Origin of the sequence: Novosphingobium sp., from assembly GCF_036803765.1 — a bacterium.
Taxonomy (GTDB): Bacteria; Pseudomonadota; Alphaproteobacteria; order Sphingomonadales; family Sphingomonadaceae; genus Novosphingobium.
In genome coordinates this window covers 20400-32667 of the sequence record NZ_DAIRTS010000012.1, presented here as the reverse complement: position 1 = coordinate 32667, position 12268 = coordinate 20400, and the positions used below count along the sequence as shown (strand labels likewise).

Below are 12268 nucleotides of genomic sequence, written 5' to 3'. Positions count from 1 at the left end.
TAGATTAAGCCATCGAGGTGGCGATTGGATGCGGACGAGCGCATTGCTGGTGAACTGTATGAGGTCCGGTTGTCCGGCCGGCGCTGGCGCATCGCCATGCGAAATTCCGATTGGAACAAGCTCAACACCGCCGTTCCCGCAGATGCCCATTTTCGTCTGCGCAGTGCGCTTGACCACTTTTGCGCCCATGGCGGCGACAATCTGCCCGAGCAGCTTTTTCACCCCGTCCCTGGCGCGCAATCCGCGCGGTTGGAGGAGTTTGTCGCGTTCGGCGTCCATGTGATCGGTCGCCGCGCCACCGAAGAGCCGATTCGGACTTTCTTTGTGACGGAAGTGCGTGGCGCTGCCGCCGAACCCGCGGCGGCGGCAGCGCCACGCGCGGTTCAGGGCGATTTGCCCTTCCATCACAGCCATTCGAGAGGAGCAGAACGATGAAATCACAAGAGGCCAACAGCATCAGCCAATGCGATGCCGACACCTATGCCGCGAAGGCGGCCGAGGCCGCGTTCATCCTGCTCGCCCAGACCGAGATGCAAAAGATCATGAATCGCAAAGGCCTGCGCTATCGTGATCTTGCGCGGCGGATGGGCGTGACCGAAGCGCGCGTGAGCCAAATGTTTGGCGACACGGCTACAAACCTGACGATCAAAACGGTTGCCCGCGTGTTCCATCAGCTCGGTGAAACCGCTTATCTGACCACACTCGAAGAGTTTGAACGGCAGCTCGCAGACGCGCGCGGCGCGCAGGCCGACGATACACACCGCTGGACCGTGATCGGTCTGGAGTCCGATAAATTCCAGATGGCAGGCGACGTTGCACTGGCCGATGCGCCTACCGTTGCCGACGTACCAGCTTCGCACCTTTCTTTTGAGCGCTGGCTACGCGCCGAGGCAGCGCTACCACGACGCACCGCTGCTGCAGCCGCTTGAGGAGCACGACTTGGCCCAGGATCCTCACGCAGCCGACGCTACCGTCTACAACAATCTGGTGTCGCGCGCGCATCTCCGGACGATCCGGCTGACCACCAGCAAGTTCGAGCTGAAGCCGGAGGCGCTGGGGCTTGATCCCGATGGCTGGCGCAACGGCATTAGCGCCGCCTTGGCGCACAGCTTCCTCGAGGCGGAATCGGGCTCGCTATACGGCATATTCGCTTTCGATGTGGTTTGCCGTCAGGGACGCAAGCGCGTGCTCGGCATCAGCGCGACCTACCTGACCAACTACCGGGTGGAAGGCGATTGCGATGGCGATGCCTGCGAACTCTTTCTAGAGCGCGTCGGAAAGATCGCCACCTATCCTTATTTTCGAACCCTGGTCGCCACTCTGACCTCCCAGGCAGGGCTGCTCATGCAGCCCCTGCCAATCATGGGCGTCGCTCCGCGCAGCATCGAGGGTGCAGGCATCATGGATGACATCGGAACGAGAAAGCCTGCCTTGCCCAAGAGTTGAACACTGTCGCCGGGTCATATCCTCGCCCCGGGCCCAAACGATAACGAGGCGATGAACGAAGGACAGCTAATTATGGGTGTCAAACTGGTCCTCGAACGACCGCTTTGCCGAAGGATTTCGGGCGCTTGTTGAAGGTGCCCCTGCTACCGCTGCTGCGATCCTTCTAGTTAGCGTTCGGCATGAAGCGCCCGCCCGCAAAGGGGGGCTCGGCCAGCCCCTTTGCTATCCGCCCATCACGCGGGTGGATTGATGTCGGCCCAGTGGGTGACTTCTTCCAGGATGTGCATGCTTTCGGGATCCTCCCAGCCCTCACGGTGGCTATCCCATCGCCCGATCACAGGGAGGTCTGTCTCCCAGAGCAGCAAGCGACGGCCATCTTTCCGGTCTTCCGGCAATGTGGCGATCGGCTCCCAAGCGATGTGCTTGGCGGTGATCATTGCAGCTTCACTCGCTCGATTTCATTGGCCCCGCATTTAGCCCATCTTTGTGCGGGCACGAAACCCAGCTAGGCACCCAACGCTTGTAACCTTTCAGAACCACGGCCTGAGCGGAGCTGGTCTCGGAAACGCCGTTTCGGTGCGTGACACAATCGCTCGCTGTGACGTGGCGATCTGCGATTTAACATAATCATTATTATCAGTCTTTTATCGTTTTATTTCAAATACTTAGTTGGATAGTTCTTTCGCAACCCCCGGGCATTAGCGCCCGTTGATCGCCGCCTCTATCGCCGCCAGCCCTTTCATCAGCGCATCGAATTTCGGCGGCGCGGCCATGAACATCTCAGACATCGCGCCATAGTCTCGCTCGAGCTTTTCCTGGGTGGCGCCATCAGGCGACAGGCGCAGCGTTCCAGGCACGGCCGTCTCGTAGGATGCCGACTTGTCGGCGAACATCAGGCTCTTGTTGTGCACGACCTGCTCGAGCAACGTGATCCGCGCCAGCGCCTCGGCCGTGATGCCGGCCTGGTCAAGCATCAGCACGTCATAATAATGGCGCGACATGCCCTCGCGTAGCTTGCCGTTATGATGGATCGCATGAAGGATCGTGACCTTTTCCCAGAAGGTCCGCGCGACGGCGAGCGTCGGCACCTCGGTCAGCGCATTCGGCAACTCCTCGGGAAAGTCCTCGGCCAGATAGGATGATATCGGTCGGAGCTCGAACGGTTCGGTATCGCCGCGGGCGCCAAATTCGAGCTTGATGCGCGGCTTGATGTAGCCGCTTTCGTCCGCACCGCCGTAATTCTCGCCATAGGCGAGCCCGTAGCCCGAACTGCGCGGGTAGACGAAGAGCAGCGTCTGCTGGTCCTTGTCGTCGGGATCAAGGGCGAGGCTCCAGCCCTCGCCGGTGCCGAGAGCGGTCTCGATTTCGCGGGCGAGGATCGGCATTGCGACGGTCGCGACATAGGCCTGCGCCGCCGCCTTGAGCGCCTTGGTCCGGCGTTCGCGCTCCTTGCCGGTAATGTCGTCGTCCATCGGCGACGCGACCTTATCGAGCAGCGGCGCTGAGCGGCTGATGGTGAGGTCGATATCTTCGGAGAACCGCGCAATGATCCCATAGGCCTTCGACAGCGACGTTCCGCCCTTGAAGGTCATATGACCGACAAGGTCGGGGCACATGATCAGGCGGCGCAGCGTCCAGCAGACCCAGAAATCCTTCTCGATGATGATGGGCGTGAGGTCCCGCCGCGCGGCGGCTTCATCAATGTAGGCCCGCCGGTCCTCGGCGGGTCTGCGCGCGAACTCATCCATTGCGGGCGGCGCCGATCTTTAAGACGACGTCGCCCATCCATCCGGGCATCGCCGGCCGGGCCTGGATGAGGATCCGCATGTCGCGATCATCGAGCCGCGTTGCGAAGTGCCGGATCTTGCCGCTGTCGATATTGTCCTTCCCCAGATGCGCGAGCGCCTGCACGATTGCGTTGACCGAGTCAGGCGCATTGTCGAGCACCGGTGCGCGGCTGTGTTTGAGCGTCAGGCTGCGCCCGCCCGCTTGCCTGACCCGGGACCGCCCGGTTGTGGCATAGCTGGCCCGGGCCGGCACCTGGGTCGAGAGGCCGAGGTTGTTGGCTGCCGTCGCTCCGGACGGCGCAAGCTTATCCCCGCTCTGCGTCGAGAGGGCCTTGGCGACATTGGCGGGATCGGGACTGAGCGCGCCGAGCTTGTCATGCTGGCGTGGATAGTCATAAAGGCCTCGGCCGATGCGCCGGATGTCGCCAGCGCTCGCGAGGCGCGACAGCGCCATGTCGACCGACCCGCGCGTGCCGAAGTCGACGAAGCTCTTGGGCGTGAACACCCAGCCGCGGCCCTTGCCGCGCACACGCTTCATGATCCGATCGGCTACCGCAGACATTGAATCGATGCTCCTCTTTGTTAGATAATAGCATGGTTTTTTCTAACAAGCTATGAGCACGGTTTTACGTCGAATATCCCTGTTTTTCGGGAAATTCCCTCACACCTATAGATAGGATTGCTCCCTTTGTCGGCAAGGCTGGAAAGCTGCCCGAGTCGGCGAAGCCGGCGCGGCCGACATCATCGCTCGCGGTCCCGGCCTTGCGGCTGCCGCTCGTCCGTCCCCGCAGAGCCATCCTGCGGCGGGCGTGTACGATCCTGCGGCGGCCGCACCGCTTGCAGGATCTCCCGAGCACGCGCGAGGCGCCGCGACACCGCCGGCGGCATGGCCGCCAGGAAGCTGGCGATTTCTTGCCCCAGAGCACGATCTTCCGGTTTCCCCGTGCCGACGAGCGCGACGGCGGCCTCGGCATAGGCGCCGCGGATCTGCTTCTGGCGGGAAAGCGCCATCACATCTTCCGGTCGGCGCTCCTGGTCGGCCGCGCGCACGAAGCTTTGCGCCCGCAGCTCGTTCAGCTGCTCGAGATTGAGCCTGCGCCCCTCGGTTCCGAGCCGGACATCGAGATGGAGCGCCGCCGAGCGGACCCGCTTCTGGACATGACCGCGTGCGCGCCGGGGGGTCGCTTCCGCCGCGACGCCGCGCGCGCGCAGCTCTTGCGCGAAGGTCTCGCGCATATGATGGAGATCCGCCTTGCGCGGATTGAAGCGTGTTCCGTCCGCCCCTTCCGTCGCCACCGTCAGATGGACGTGGGGATGATCGGTGTCGGTATGCAGCGCCAGCATATAAGCATGGTTCCCCTCGAAGAGGATCCGCGCGAAAGCCTGCGCCGCATCATGGAGGGTCTCGGCGTCGGTCGATCCGCCCGGCATCGACAGCACCAGCGACATCGACGTCGGCCGGTCCCGGCCATGCTCGTTCATGGCTTCGTCGAGCATCGCCCAGTCGCGGGCAATCTCCTTGAGCCGTCCGGGCTCGGTGATCACCTCGCCCTCGCTCGATCGCACGGCGAGCTTCCCGTGGCGCGCCACATAGCCGAAATGCTCGGCGACATGGGTGGCGCCATATTGCTTGCCGGAGACCTTCACCATCACCTCGGGCGCCTTGCGAACGATCCGCTCGAGCTTGGCGCGTGCCTCGGCCTGGCCCATGGCCATTGGGCGGGCGGTCCCGCCCCCGCTTCCCCCCGGTCTGATCCGAACATAGGCGCCGCGCAGGGTCCGCTTGCCGCCGCTGGGCGGCCGCCAGGCTTCCATCAGGCTGGGAAGCGGCAGAACTCCCTCCTCCTCACGCATCGGCCATGTCCCAGTAGCGAAGGTCGCCCTTGAGCGCGGCACCGAGACCGGCCAGCGCATCAACGATCTCGGACCTAAAGCTTGCAACCCTGGCAGCTTCCCGCGCGACGTCGAGCCCGGATTCGACCATAACCGAGGCATTGAGCGCGCGGGTCGCCTGATTGAGATTGATCCCGATCCGGTTGAGTTCGCGCCAGGCTTGCGCGACGGCCGCTCGCTCCTCGCGCGGCAAGGGCGCGTTCGCGCGCAATCGCCGCGCCAGCAACGTGGTGATCCAGTCGGTGCGCTTCATCCCCAGCGCATCCGCCTCGCGGTCGAGCGCGGCGATTTCTTCGGGGATCAGCCGCACTTCGACCCGGCAGGTTGCCCGCTGGCGGGCGCGCGGCGCCTGATGCCCCTCCCCCGCCTCCATGGCCAAGGCGTCACCGATCAAGCGGCGCAGCAGCGCCGAGCGGCCGCCCGATGCCGCCGCGAGCGCGGCGAAGCGCTGGGCGACATCATCGTCGAGCCGAAAGGTGAGGACGGGCATGTCCCCAACGCTATTGTCATACATCCCCGGCGCCAAGCCTATCCGGGCCCTCACCTTTACTCAACTCATCTTATAGTCTGCTTAGGCAGACTATCGCTCTTCGGCCAGCGAACCCTCTCGAACTCCGATCGTGCGCAGCAAGGGGCAGCGCCTTCGGCGCCGCCCCCGCCCGTCGACACGAAAAGGGCCGCACCCCGAAGGGTACGGCCCAAATCATCATGCAAGATAAATTACGAACGCGGAGGAGGCGGGTCAGTTGTTGGCAAGGCCTCGCTTCTCTCGCCGGTCGGACCGATTGACGAGGCAGCGACCTCCCGCTCGCGGCCATCCTCGAAAATCACCGTGACCAAAGGCGCCAGCGGGAGCCACGCAGGGAATCCGTCGACCAGAACCGGTAGTCTCGGAGATCGGATCGGCGCGGAGGGTTTGTCCGTGAGGCCCGATCGAACCGGATCGCGGTCGGTGGGCCCCAATGGCTTTGCCACAGGCGCCCGCGGAGGGACCGGCGCCGGGTGCGTCTGCTTGAGTTCGGCGATGAAGCGCGATCCTGCGGCGAGCGTTGCCCCGGCGTCGCCCCAGCTGGCGACATAGGCCTCGACCTCGGCAGGGTAGTCCCTCGCCGTCCGGTGCAGATCATAGAGAAGGCGAATGGGCGCAAACGGCAGGGCCTCTTTGAGATAGGCCGGCATGTCGCCATAGGCGGCATAGAGCGAGACGAACTGCTTGGATCGGCCGAGTGCCGCCGCGATCTCGACCTGGTTCATCCCGCCCTTGAGCATCCGGGCGATCGCATGGGCGAGCTCGACCGACGACAGATTGGCGCGCTGGTCATTCTCGACGATCTGGTCGGCCAGCAGTTGCACCCCCTCGCCGACCGGCACGACGATCGCGGGAATCGTGGCAAGGCCCGCCAGCTGCGATGCGCGGAAGCGGCGCTCGCCCAGACGTATCCGGTGCATGCCGTTCGCGTCAGGCGGCGTGACCGTGATCGGCTGCAGCACGCCGCGCGACGCGATCGAGGAGGCCAGCTCAGCGAGCGCGTCATCGTCGAAGCTGCGCCGGGGATTGCCGGGGTCGGGCAGGATGCGCGCAAGCTCGATATCCTCGACCCGGCGCGCCCGTTCATGGCCGCCGACAAGAAGTCCGAACTCCTCGATGCGTTCGTCGAACTTGCCCATCAGGCGGCCGCGACCTCCTGGCTTGTCATGCGCCGCTCGATCTCAGCGAGCACCGCGCGGATCTCCTCGGCCGCAGCCTTGGCGCCGCTGCCAGTCTCCTGCCATACCGGACGATGATTTTCCGCGGCATGCTTGTAGGTCGGCCGTGCCTTGATGAAGGCCGGGAACATGAGCTTCTCGCCGACCGCATGCGCGAGCTTCACCGCATTCTCCATCTCGCGCCGGTCGAACGGATTGACCATCGAGGGGAGGAGCCCGAGGAAAGCGATCTTGCGGCCGGCGCGCGCGGCCTCGGCTTTGCGCAGCGCGGTCAGCAGCATCTTGGCGCATTGGACCGAATCCTCAGCCACCTGCACCGGCGCGATCACGGCATCGGCGACCGCCATCGCGCTCAAGGTGAGCTCGTCCCACTTCGGCCCCGTGTCGATGACGCAATAGTCGAAATGCGGGCGGAGCGCCGGGAAGCGCCCGATGAAGTCCCGCACATCCTGCGCCGCCTTGACCATCTGGAGGCGAGGATCGGCGCCGAGCACGGTCAGCCCGGCCTGCCCATCGGCGCACAGGGTAGCGGCAGGGTCGAACAGGTCGGCGGCAAATCCGCCTTGCCGCTCGGCGCCCAGGCGCCGCGTCGAGCTGCCCTGGGGATCGAGATCGACGAAGGCGACGCGGCGCTCAGGCGGTTCGGCGAGATACCAGGCGAGATGGGTGGCGAGGAAGGTCTTGCCGACCCCGCCCTTGAGCAGGCTGACGACGATCGTCTTCATGACCACAGCACCTCAGCAATAGTCGTCCGGACCATCGCGCAGGTTGCGCTCATAATGATCGCGCGAGGACCAGTCGCCGCCACCGCCAATGCCGGGACCGACATAGCGGAACAGATAGACGGTGAGGGCGAAGCAGCCGAACGCGAAGAGAAACGCGTGATCGGGATGCGCGGCGAAATATGCGGCCATGATAAGTCTCCTTGGAGCCAGTGAACGGGCAAGCGAACGGCGCCACTGGCGCCGACCACGCGCAATCGCGCGGCATCTCAGACCCGCGCCCTCCCCTCCCACATTTGCGGATGCGGCGTCCGTTGCCCGCATAGTCTGCTCAAGCAGACTTGGGCGGGCCATCCCCCCGGTCGGGGGGATGGCTGCGCCGGATCAATATTCGTCGGCCAGCAGGATGGTGAGCACGCGCGTCGTGACCTCGGGTTTCGCAGCATCCGCCGAGCCATAGGCGAGCTCGAGGTCGTAATAGTCGATCTTCCAGTAGAGGATCGCATCCTCGAACTCGAAGCGGCCGAAATCATGCTCGCCGACCGGATCGTTGTCGGGCGTGAAGCTGTCATAGTCGCGCACGATCCGGATGATCTCCGCGCGGCGGCGAAAGCCGCGGAACAGGGCGACGTCGCCGATCAGCGCCGCAACGCCAGCGGTCATCACGATCTGGTTACGGCCCGGGCTATGGATGGACCGGCGAAGCGCGTCATTGAGTTCGGCGACGCGGGCGATCCGCTCGGCCTGGCTCATCGCATTCGGGGAGGATTGGGACATGAGAACGCTCCTGATCTGTCCGGCCCCGCCCGCCAGGGCCTTCCGACAGGCGTGCCAAGGGCCGGCGGCAGAGCGCGGCCGCGCACCCGCAGGGTCGCAACGGCAGTGGAGAAGCCCGCAAAGCGGGCTTGCGCGGGCGCGCGCGCCGGCCAGGCAGGCCGACAGGAGGAAGGTCTTGGCGGGCGGAATCGCAAAGAGGTGATCGCGGTAACCTGATCCTCTGGCTCCGCGGAGAGCCCGGCGCTATCCTCTGCCCGTCATGACGAGCAGCGCCACTCTCTTCCGCCTTGCCCCGGCCTGGACCGCGTCACTCCAGGCGATGCGGCTGCGCCAGATCCTCGTCCGATCGCAATGCCGCCGCTGCGGTGCCTTGATGCGCGAGGATGTCGATGCCCTGATCGGGCTCCATGGAGCAGGCGCCAGCCTCATCGACCGGCAGGCCCGATGCCGCATGGTCGGCTGCGACGGCGCGGCTTATTATCTCGCGGCGCGCGGCCATGACCGTCCCTGGCACATAATGCTGCACGATGAGCACTTGCGTGCGGGCCTGGCCAACTGCCCTCCAGCGCGCGGCGCGACCGGCCGGGCCATAGTTTGCGCGCAGGGTTGAGAAGTGCGAGCAGCCACGGCAGGGATCGTCACCCGAATGGGCTGAGACTTGGCACAAGGCTCAGGGCGAAGCCTAGAGCCCGGTCCGGCCGCGCCGGAGCCGCCATTCTCAGCGCATAGATGCAAAGAAATCCCGACTTTCAGACGGCAACCGCCCGGCGCAAATTGCCAAGAGCAGAGCACAATTTCTGCGATACCTTACGGAGCTGCTGAGGCCTCTCCACCGCCTCGCTCTCTTCGATCACGAGCGTCGAACGATCAGCCTGCCGTGCCCGGATCGCGATCACACGAAAGATGGCGGCCCATCGACTGGTCCGTTCGACTGTCAGCTTCGCCTGGCCATGGGCGAGCATCGTGCGCAGCCCTTCCTGGTGCCGAAATTCCGCCAGCAGGCTCGCGACACCCTTTCCCTCCACGGAAAAGGGGCCGCCCTCATTGACGAGTGCAGCCAGGTCATCGAGCCGTTGCCCGACCAAATGCCGTAGCTTCACCGACTGTCCTCGTCCCGGGTGAGCGCTCAGATGCAGCAAAGTCTCGGTAACGGCCACCTCCACCGAGGCGAAGCATTGCAGACAGGCGCCGCGCCAGGCGTTCACCTCCTGGGTGACGCGCGCCCACAGGGCATCATCGCCAGCATTCGCTATCTCAGCCTCAATCGTCATTATCGCAGCATAGGCGCGGCATCTGAACAATCGGTTCTCATCTTCGGCGCAAGCCGCGATCGAAGCGAGGGGAATAGCCGGGAGCCGAGCGGCTCCCGGACGAGCCGTCAGGTAAAGGGATCGAATTCGGTGACGATGGCGACGCTGCCGTCGGCGTCTTCGGCGGTGATGACCCCGTAATGCTGCCCGATCGCGATGACGAAGGTGACCATCATGAGGCTGCGCGAGAGGCTGAAGGCGTGGCGGCGAGCGATTGCGATGTCGGTGAACATGTCGAGGCTCCTTTGCGCGCCGGCGGGTTCGTCCCGCTCGACAGGCGCCCGATGTGTCCGGCCGGTGGCCGCGATCACTTTTTTGGCTGGAGGCCCAAAAAGCCGTAGCGAAGCGACCGGACCCCTTGCGGGTTGATCGCAAAAGGTCACCGGGTGGACCAAGGATCGCGCCGATTGAGAGCGGGCGAACCCGCCGGCCAGGAGGCCAGGTCCCCGCCGATGTCCCGCCCCACCCCTTGCCCTGCCTGCCGCTCCCTTCAACGGGGTCCGGATGACAGACCGCCGCTTGTCGGTTAGCCCCGTCGGATGCTGTTCCCGCTCCTGCTTGCCGCCGCCGTCGTTCCTAATGGTCAGACCTTCGCCTGTACGCCGACGCGCGTCTGGGATGGCGATGGCCCGATCTGGTGCCGCGAGGGCGCCCATGTGCGGCTCGCCGGCATTGCAGCGCGCGAGATCGACAACAGCTGCCGCCCCGGCCAGCCCTGTCCGGGAGCAAGTGGCCCGGCCGCTCGCGACGCGTTGGTGCGCTTGCTTGGCGGACCGCGCGGCCAGACATCCACGGGGCATATTCGCGTGGCTGGCCCCACCATGCGCTGCGTCTCGACCGGCGAGGCCAAGGGCAACCGGACCGGCGCCTGGTGCAACGCGCCCGGCATCGGCGATCTCAGCTGCGCGATGATTGCGACCGGCACCGTGCTGCGCTGGGAGCGCTATGCCAAGGGGCGATGCCGATCCCGCTGATCCGTTTGGGACCATGCCGCGCCTGAACAGGATAAGAGGCCCAGCGGCGATGCCGCCGGGCCGCCCTGTCCGACCTCAGAAGGGGATTTCATCGTCCTCGGGCTCGTTGCCGCCGCCGCTATTCTCGTTCGACTTGGCGCGAGTGAGGAAGGTAACCTCGTCGGCGATGATCTCGACGCCGTAGCGTTCGATATTCTCGCTGTCGGTCCAGCGGGTGTAGTGGATACGGCCCCGGACCATGACCTTCATGCCCTTGTCGACATATTGCTCGACCGTTTTGCCAACGCCGTTGAAGCAGGTGATCCGGTGCCATTCGGTGTCCTCGAGGCGGCGATTGTTGTCGTCGCGCAGGATCTTGCCGTTGCTGTCGCGCTTCGGGCGCGAGGTGGCGAGGCTGAAATGGGTGATGCGGGTGCCGCCCTGGGTGGTGCGGGTTTCCGGCGTGCCACCGACATTGCCGGCGAGGATGACGAGGTTCTGCATGGCCTGGGTTCCTTCGATATGGGTCCAAGGGACCGTCCCTTCGACTGATCCCCGGCCAAGGCGGACAGGACGGCCCATCCACCGGCAGCGCAGCGCCGGGGAACCCCGAGACAAGGGGTGGTGCGGGCAGCCGTGGCACACGGCAACTCGGCCCGATGGCTCGCGGGTTGGATGGGGCGGACGGCCGGCTTAGGGGTCAGATGAGGAGAAGGACGGTGCGTCGCTTGGACCATGAGCGGAGCCCACCCATCGAAACCGCCGATATTGCCGGCTTTGCTGGGCTCGCCGATCCGGCATCTCGCGGACCTTACGCCCGTGCCTTAGCTGCCCGTCCCTTGAGCCGCAGGACGGGATTGTAGATCCTTCGCATGGCCTCTCGCGGGCTCGACATGATGTCCGTTGCACAATCACGCGGAGGGGGATGAGGAGGAGGTGGGCAAGGTGGCGGCGCCTGGCATGGCTGGGCTCAGGCAGGCCGCCACAGCATCGAGGAGCTGCGTGGTCTCGCAAAGCACGGTGCCGATGTCGCAGGCATAGCCACCTGCCACCAGCGCGTCGATCCGATGCACGGCATAGGCCGGGCCAAGGCTCTTGATGAAATCGGTCAGCGGACGACCGGGCGCCGGCAGGCCTAGCTGCCGCGCCTCGTCGAGGGCGCGGACAAGGTCATGACGGATATCGCGGACCAGCGCATCGTCCGTCCAGCCATGACCCAAAAGATGCGCCTTCAAACCCAGTTCGCAGGAGATCGCGAGCAAGTGCAGTGTCGGCGCAAGCGCAATAGATGCGCCAATCTGCGCGCCGCGATGAAACGCGCGCGCACGATCGAGAAACACGGCTGCAAGCACCGGATCGCCGGGCGCCGCCAATCTTTCGATCGCGCGCCAGCGGCGCGGCGTCAGTTGGCGGAGCCAGGAGGGACCGGCCCGGTTGCGCAGATGCCGCAGGCAGGCGCCATCAGCTTCGCCCACATCGCGGCCTGTCGACCATAACGACAGCAGCTTCGCCTTCCAGTGGCGGCCATGCGCGGCGCGGAAGGCAAGGAGCACGCACGCACTGGCGCGATCGGGCATGAACATGATGCGGAACCTCCGAAAGGGAACAAGGGACGCATCCACCCCGCCCCCTCCCCTCCGGCATTCGTGAGATTGAGAAAAGCCGGCCGCCGA

18 protein-coding genes are annotated in these 12268 nt (G+C 65.2%); 4 read left to right on the top strand and 14 right to left on the bottom strand.

What is annotated here, in order from left to right:
- The first annotated feature begins 24 nt into the window (after nt 1–24).
- From V7Q48_RS09755 to V7Q48_RS09745, 3 genes are read left to right on the top strand one after another with little or no spacing between them, the layout of a single operon-like run.
- Nucleotides 25–435 (top strand): hypothetical protein, encoded by a 411-nt coding sequence (locus V7Q48_RS09755; protein ID WP_333837821.1) that lies wholly within the window; start codon nt 25–27, stop codon nt 433–435.
- Nucleotides 432–929 (top strand): helix-turn-helix domain-containing protein, encoded by a 498-nt coding sequence (locus V7Q48_RS09750; protein WP_333837820.1) that lies wholly within the window; start codon nt 432–434, stop codon nt 927–929. Before V7Q48_RS09755 ends, V7Q48_RS09750 begins: the two co-directional genes overlap by 4 nt.
- A 10-nt stretch (nt 930–939) precedes the next feature.
- A complete protein-coding gene (locus V7Q48_RS09745; RefSeq protein WP_333837818.1) occupies nt 940–1446 on the top strand; it encodes a hypothetical protein in 507 nt (168 codons plus the stop codon).
- A gap of 233 nt (nt 1447–1679) precedes the next feature.
- On the opposite strand, the gene V7Q48_RS09740 is transcribed toward V7Q48_RS09745, so the two are convergent.
- From V7Q48_RS09740 to V7Q48_RS09685, 12 genes are all read right to left on the bottom strand, one after another.
- Complete coding sequence (locus V7Q48_RS09740) at nt 1680–1883, bottom strand: hypothetical protein (protein WP_333837816.1); 204 nt, start codon at nt 1881–1883, stop codon at nt 1680–1682.
- 261 nt (nt 1884–2144) lie between these two features.
- Nucleotides 2145–3194, bottom strand: coding sequence for a nucleotidyl transferase AbiEii/AbiGii toxin family protein (locus V7Q48_RS09735; protein ID WP_333837815.1), 1050 nt, complete (start codon nt 3192–3194; stop codon nt 2145–2147).
- Nucleotides 3187–3795 carry a DUF6088 family protein gene (locus tag V7Q48_RS09730; protein ID WP_013039047.1) on the bottom strand — a complete coding sequence of 203 codons (609 nt, stop codon included), beginning with the start codon at nt 3793–3795 and terminating at the stop codon, nt 3187–3189. The genes V7Q48_RS09735 and V7Q48_RS09730 overlap by 8 nt, the downstream gene beginning before the upstream one ends.
- Nucleotides 3796–3974: 179 nt before the next feature.
- Nucleotides 3975–5087 carry a relaxase/mobilization nuclease domain-containing protein gene (locus V7Q48_RS09725; RefSeq protein WP_013039046.1) on the bottom strand — a complete coding sequence of 371 codons (1113 nt, stop codon included), beginning with the start codon at nt 5085–5087 and terminating at the stop codon, nt 3975–3977.
- Nucleotides 5080–5616 carry a plasmid mobilization protein gene (locus V7Q48_RS09720; RefSeq protein ID WP_223810969.1) on the bottom strand — a complete coding sequence of 179 codons (537 nt, stop codon included), beginning with the start codon at nt 5614–5616 and terminating at the stop codon, nt 5080–5082. Before V7Q48_RS09720 ends, V7Q48_RS09725 begins: the two co-directional genes overlap by 8 nt.
- A 230-nt stretch (nt 5617–5846) precedes the next feature.
- Entirely contained in the window at nt 5847–6794 is a 948-nt protein-coding gene (locus V7Q48_RS09715; protein ID WP_013039044.1) for a ParB/RepB/Spo0J family partition protein, read from the bottom strand.
- Entirely contained in the window at nt 6794–7558 is a 765-nt protein-coding gene (locus V7Q48_RS09710) for a ParA family protein (protein WP_013039043.1), read from the bottom strand. The genes V7Q48_RS09715 and V7Q48_RS09710 overlap by 1 nt, the downstream gene beginning before the upstream one ends.
- Before the next feature lie 12 nt (nt 7559–7570).
- Nucleotides 7571–7747, bottom strand: a complete 177-nt coding sequence (locus V7Q48_RS09705) for a hypothetical protein (RefSeq protein WP_013039042.1) — start codon at nt 7745–7747, stop codon at nt 7571–7573.
- Between the two features lie 192 nt (nt 7748–7939).
- Nucleotides 7940–8332 carry a DUF3768 domain-containing protein gene (locus V7Q48_RS09700; protein ID WP_013039041.1) on the bottom strand — a complete coding sequence of 131 codons (393 nt, stop codon included), beginning with the start codon at nt 8330–8332 and terminating at the stop codon, nt 7940–7942.
- Nucleotides 8333–8639: 307 nt separating this feature from the next.
- The gene (locus V7Q48_RS09695; protein WP_232307277.1) at nt 8640–8831 is read right to left on the bottom strand and encodes a hypothetical protein; all 192 of its coding nucleotides are present in this window, start codon (nt 8829–8831) and stop codon (nt 8640–8642) included.
- 250 nt (nt 8832–9081) lie between these two features.
- Complete coding sequence (locus V7Q48_RS09690) at nt 9082–9603, bottom strand: hypothetical protein (protein WP_333837811.1); 522 nt, start codon at nt 9601–9603, stop codon at nt 9082–9084.
- A gap of 107 nt (nt 9604–9710) precedes the next feature.
- Complete coding sequence (locus V7Q48_RS09685) at nt 9711–9875, bottom strand: hypothetical protein (protein WP_333837809.1); 165 nt, start codon at nt 9873–9875, stop codon at nt 9711–9713.
- A gap of 306 nt (nt 9876–10181) precedes the next feature.
- Here V7Q48_RS09685 and V7Q48_RS09680 point away from each other — a divergent pair, with 306 nt between their 5' ends.
- Nucleotides 10182–10616 (top strand): thermonuclease family protein, encoded by a 435-nt coding sequence (locus V7Q48_RS09680; protein WP_333837808.1) that lies wholly within the window; start codon nt 10182–10184, stop codon nt 10614–10616.
- 75 nt (nt 10617–10691) lie between these two features.
- Here V7Q48_RS09680 and V7Q48_RS09675 read toward each other — a convergent pair whose 3' ends face one another.
- Both V7Q48_RS09675 and V7Q48_RS09670 read right to left on the bottom strand, forming a co-directional pair.
- The gene (locus V7Q48_RS09675) at nt 10692–11099 is read right to left on the bottom strand and encodes a single-stranded DNA-binding protein (protein ID WP_007688067.1); all 408 of its coding nucleotides are present in this window, start codon (nt 11097–11099) and stop codon (nt 10692–10694) included.
- Between the two features lie 407 nt (nt 11100–11506).
- Nucleotides 11507–12178 (bottom strand): hypothetical protein, encoded by a 672-nt coding sequence (locus tag V7Q48_RS09670; RefSeq protein WP_333837807.1) that lies wholly within the window; start codon nt 12176–12178, stop codon nt 11507–11509.
- Between the last annotated feature and the right edge of the window lie 90 nt (nt 12179–12268).

What these genes read in the sequence shown, in the direction of transcription:
- V7Q48_RS09750 (WP_333837820.1), top strand. Translation starts at nt 432, where the DNA reads ATGAAATCACAAGAGGCCAACAGCATCAGCCAATGCGATGCCGACACC.
- V7Q48_RS09740 (WP_333837816.1), bottom strand. Translation starts at nt 1,883, where the DNA reads ATGATCACCGCCAAGCACATCGCTTGGGAGCCGATCGCCACATTGCCG.
- V7Q48_RS09735 (WP_333837815.1), bottom strand. Translation starts at nt 3,194, where the DNA reads ATGGATGAGTTCGCGCGCAGACCCGCCGAGGACCGGCGGGCCTACATT.
- V7Q48_RS09730 (WP_013039047.1), bottom strand. Translation starts at nt 3,795, where the DNA reads ATGTCTGCGGTAGCCGATCGGATCATGAAGCGTGTGCGCGGCAAGGGC.
- V7Q48_RS09725 (WP_013039046.1), bottom strand. Translation starts at nt 5,087, where the DNA reads ATGCGTGAGGAGGAGGGAGTTCTGCCGCTTCCCAGCCTGATGGAAGCC.
- V7Q48_RS09720 (WP_223810969.1), bottom strand. Translation starts at nt 5,616, where the DNA reads ATGCCCGTCCTCACCTTTCGGCTCGACGATGATGTCGCCCAGCGCTTC.
- V7Q48_RS09715 (WP_013039044.1), bottom strand. Translation starts at nt 6,794, where the DNA reads ATGGGCAAGTTCGACGAACGCATCGAGGAGTTCGGACTTCTTGTCGGC.
- V7Q48_RS09710 (WP_013039043.1), bottom strand. Translation starts at nt 7,558, where the DNA reads ATGAAGACGATCGTCGTCAGCCTGCTCAAGGGCGGGGTCGGCAAGACC.
- V7Q48_RS09705 (WP_013039042.1), bottom strand. Translation starts at nt 7,747, where the DNA reads ATGGCCGCATATTTCGCCGCGCATCCCGATCACGCGTTTCTCTTCGCG.
- V7Q48_RS09700 (WP_013039041.1), bottom strand. Translation starts at nt 8,332, where the DNA reads ATGTCCCAATCCTCCCCGAATGCGATGAGCCAGGCCGAGCGGATCGCC.
- V7Q48_RS09695 (WP_232307277.1), bottom strand. Translation starts at nt 8,831, where the DNA reads ATGGCCGCGCGCCGCGAGATAATAAGCCGCGCCGTCGCAGCCGACCAT.
- V7Q48_RS09690 (WP_333837811.1), bottom strand. Translation starts at nt 9,603, where the DNA reads ATGACGATTGAGGCTGAGATAGCGAATGCTGGCGATGATGCCCTGTGG.
- V7Q48_RS09685 (WP_333837809.1), bottom strand. Translation starts at nt 9,875, where the DNA reads ATGTTCACCGACATCGCAATCGCTCGCCGCCACGCCTTCAGCCTCTCG.
- V7Q48_RS09680 (WP_333837808.1), top strand. Translation starts at nt 10,182, where the DNA reads ATGCTGTTCCCGCTCCTGCTTGCCGCCGCCGTCGTTCCTAATGGTCAG.
- V7Q48_RS09675 (WP_007688067.1), bottom strand. Translation starts at nt 11,099, where the DNA reads ATGCAGAACCTCGTCATCCTCGCCGGCAATGTCGGTGGCACGCCGGAA.
- V7Q48_RS09670 (WP_333837807.1), bottom strand. Translation starts at nt 12,178, where the DNA reads ATGTTCATGCCCGATCGCGCCAGTGCGTGCGTGCTCCTTGCCTTCCGC.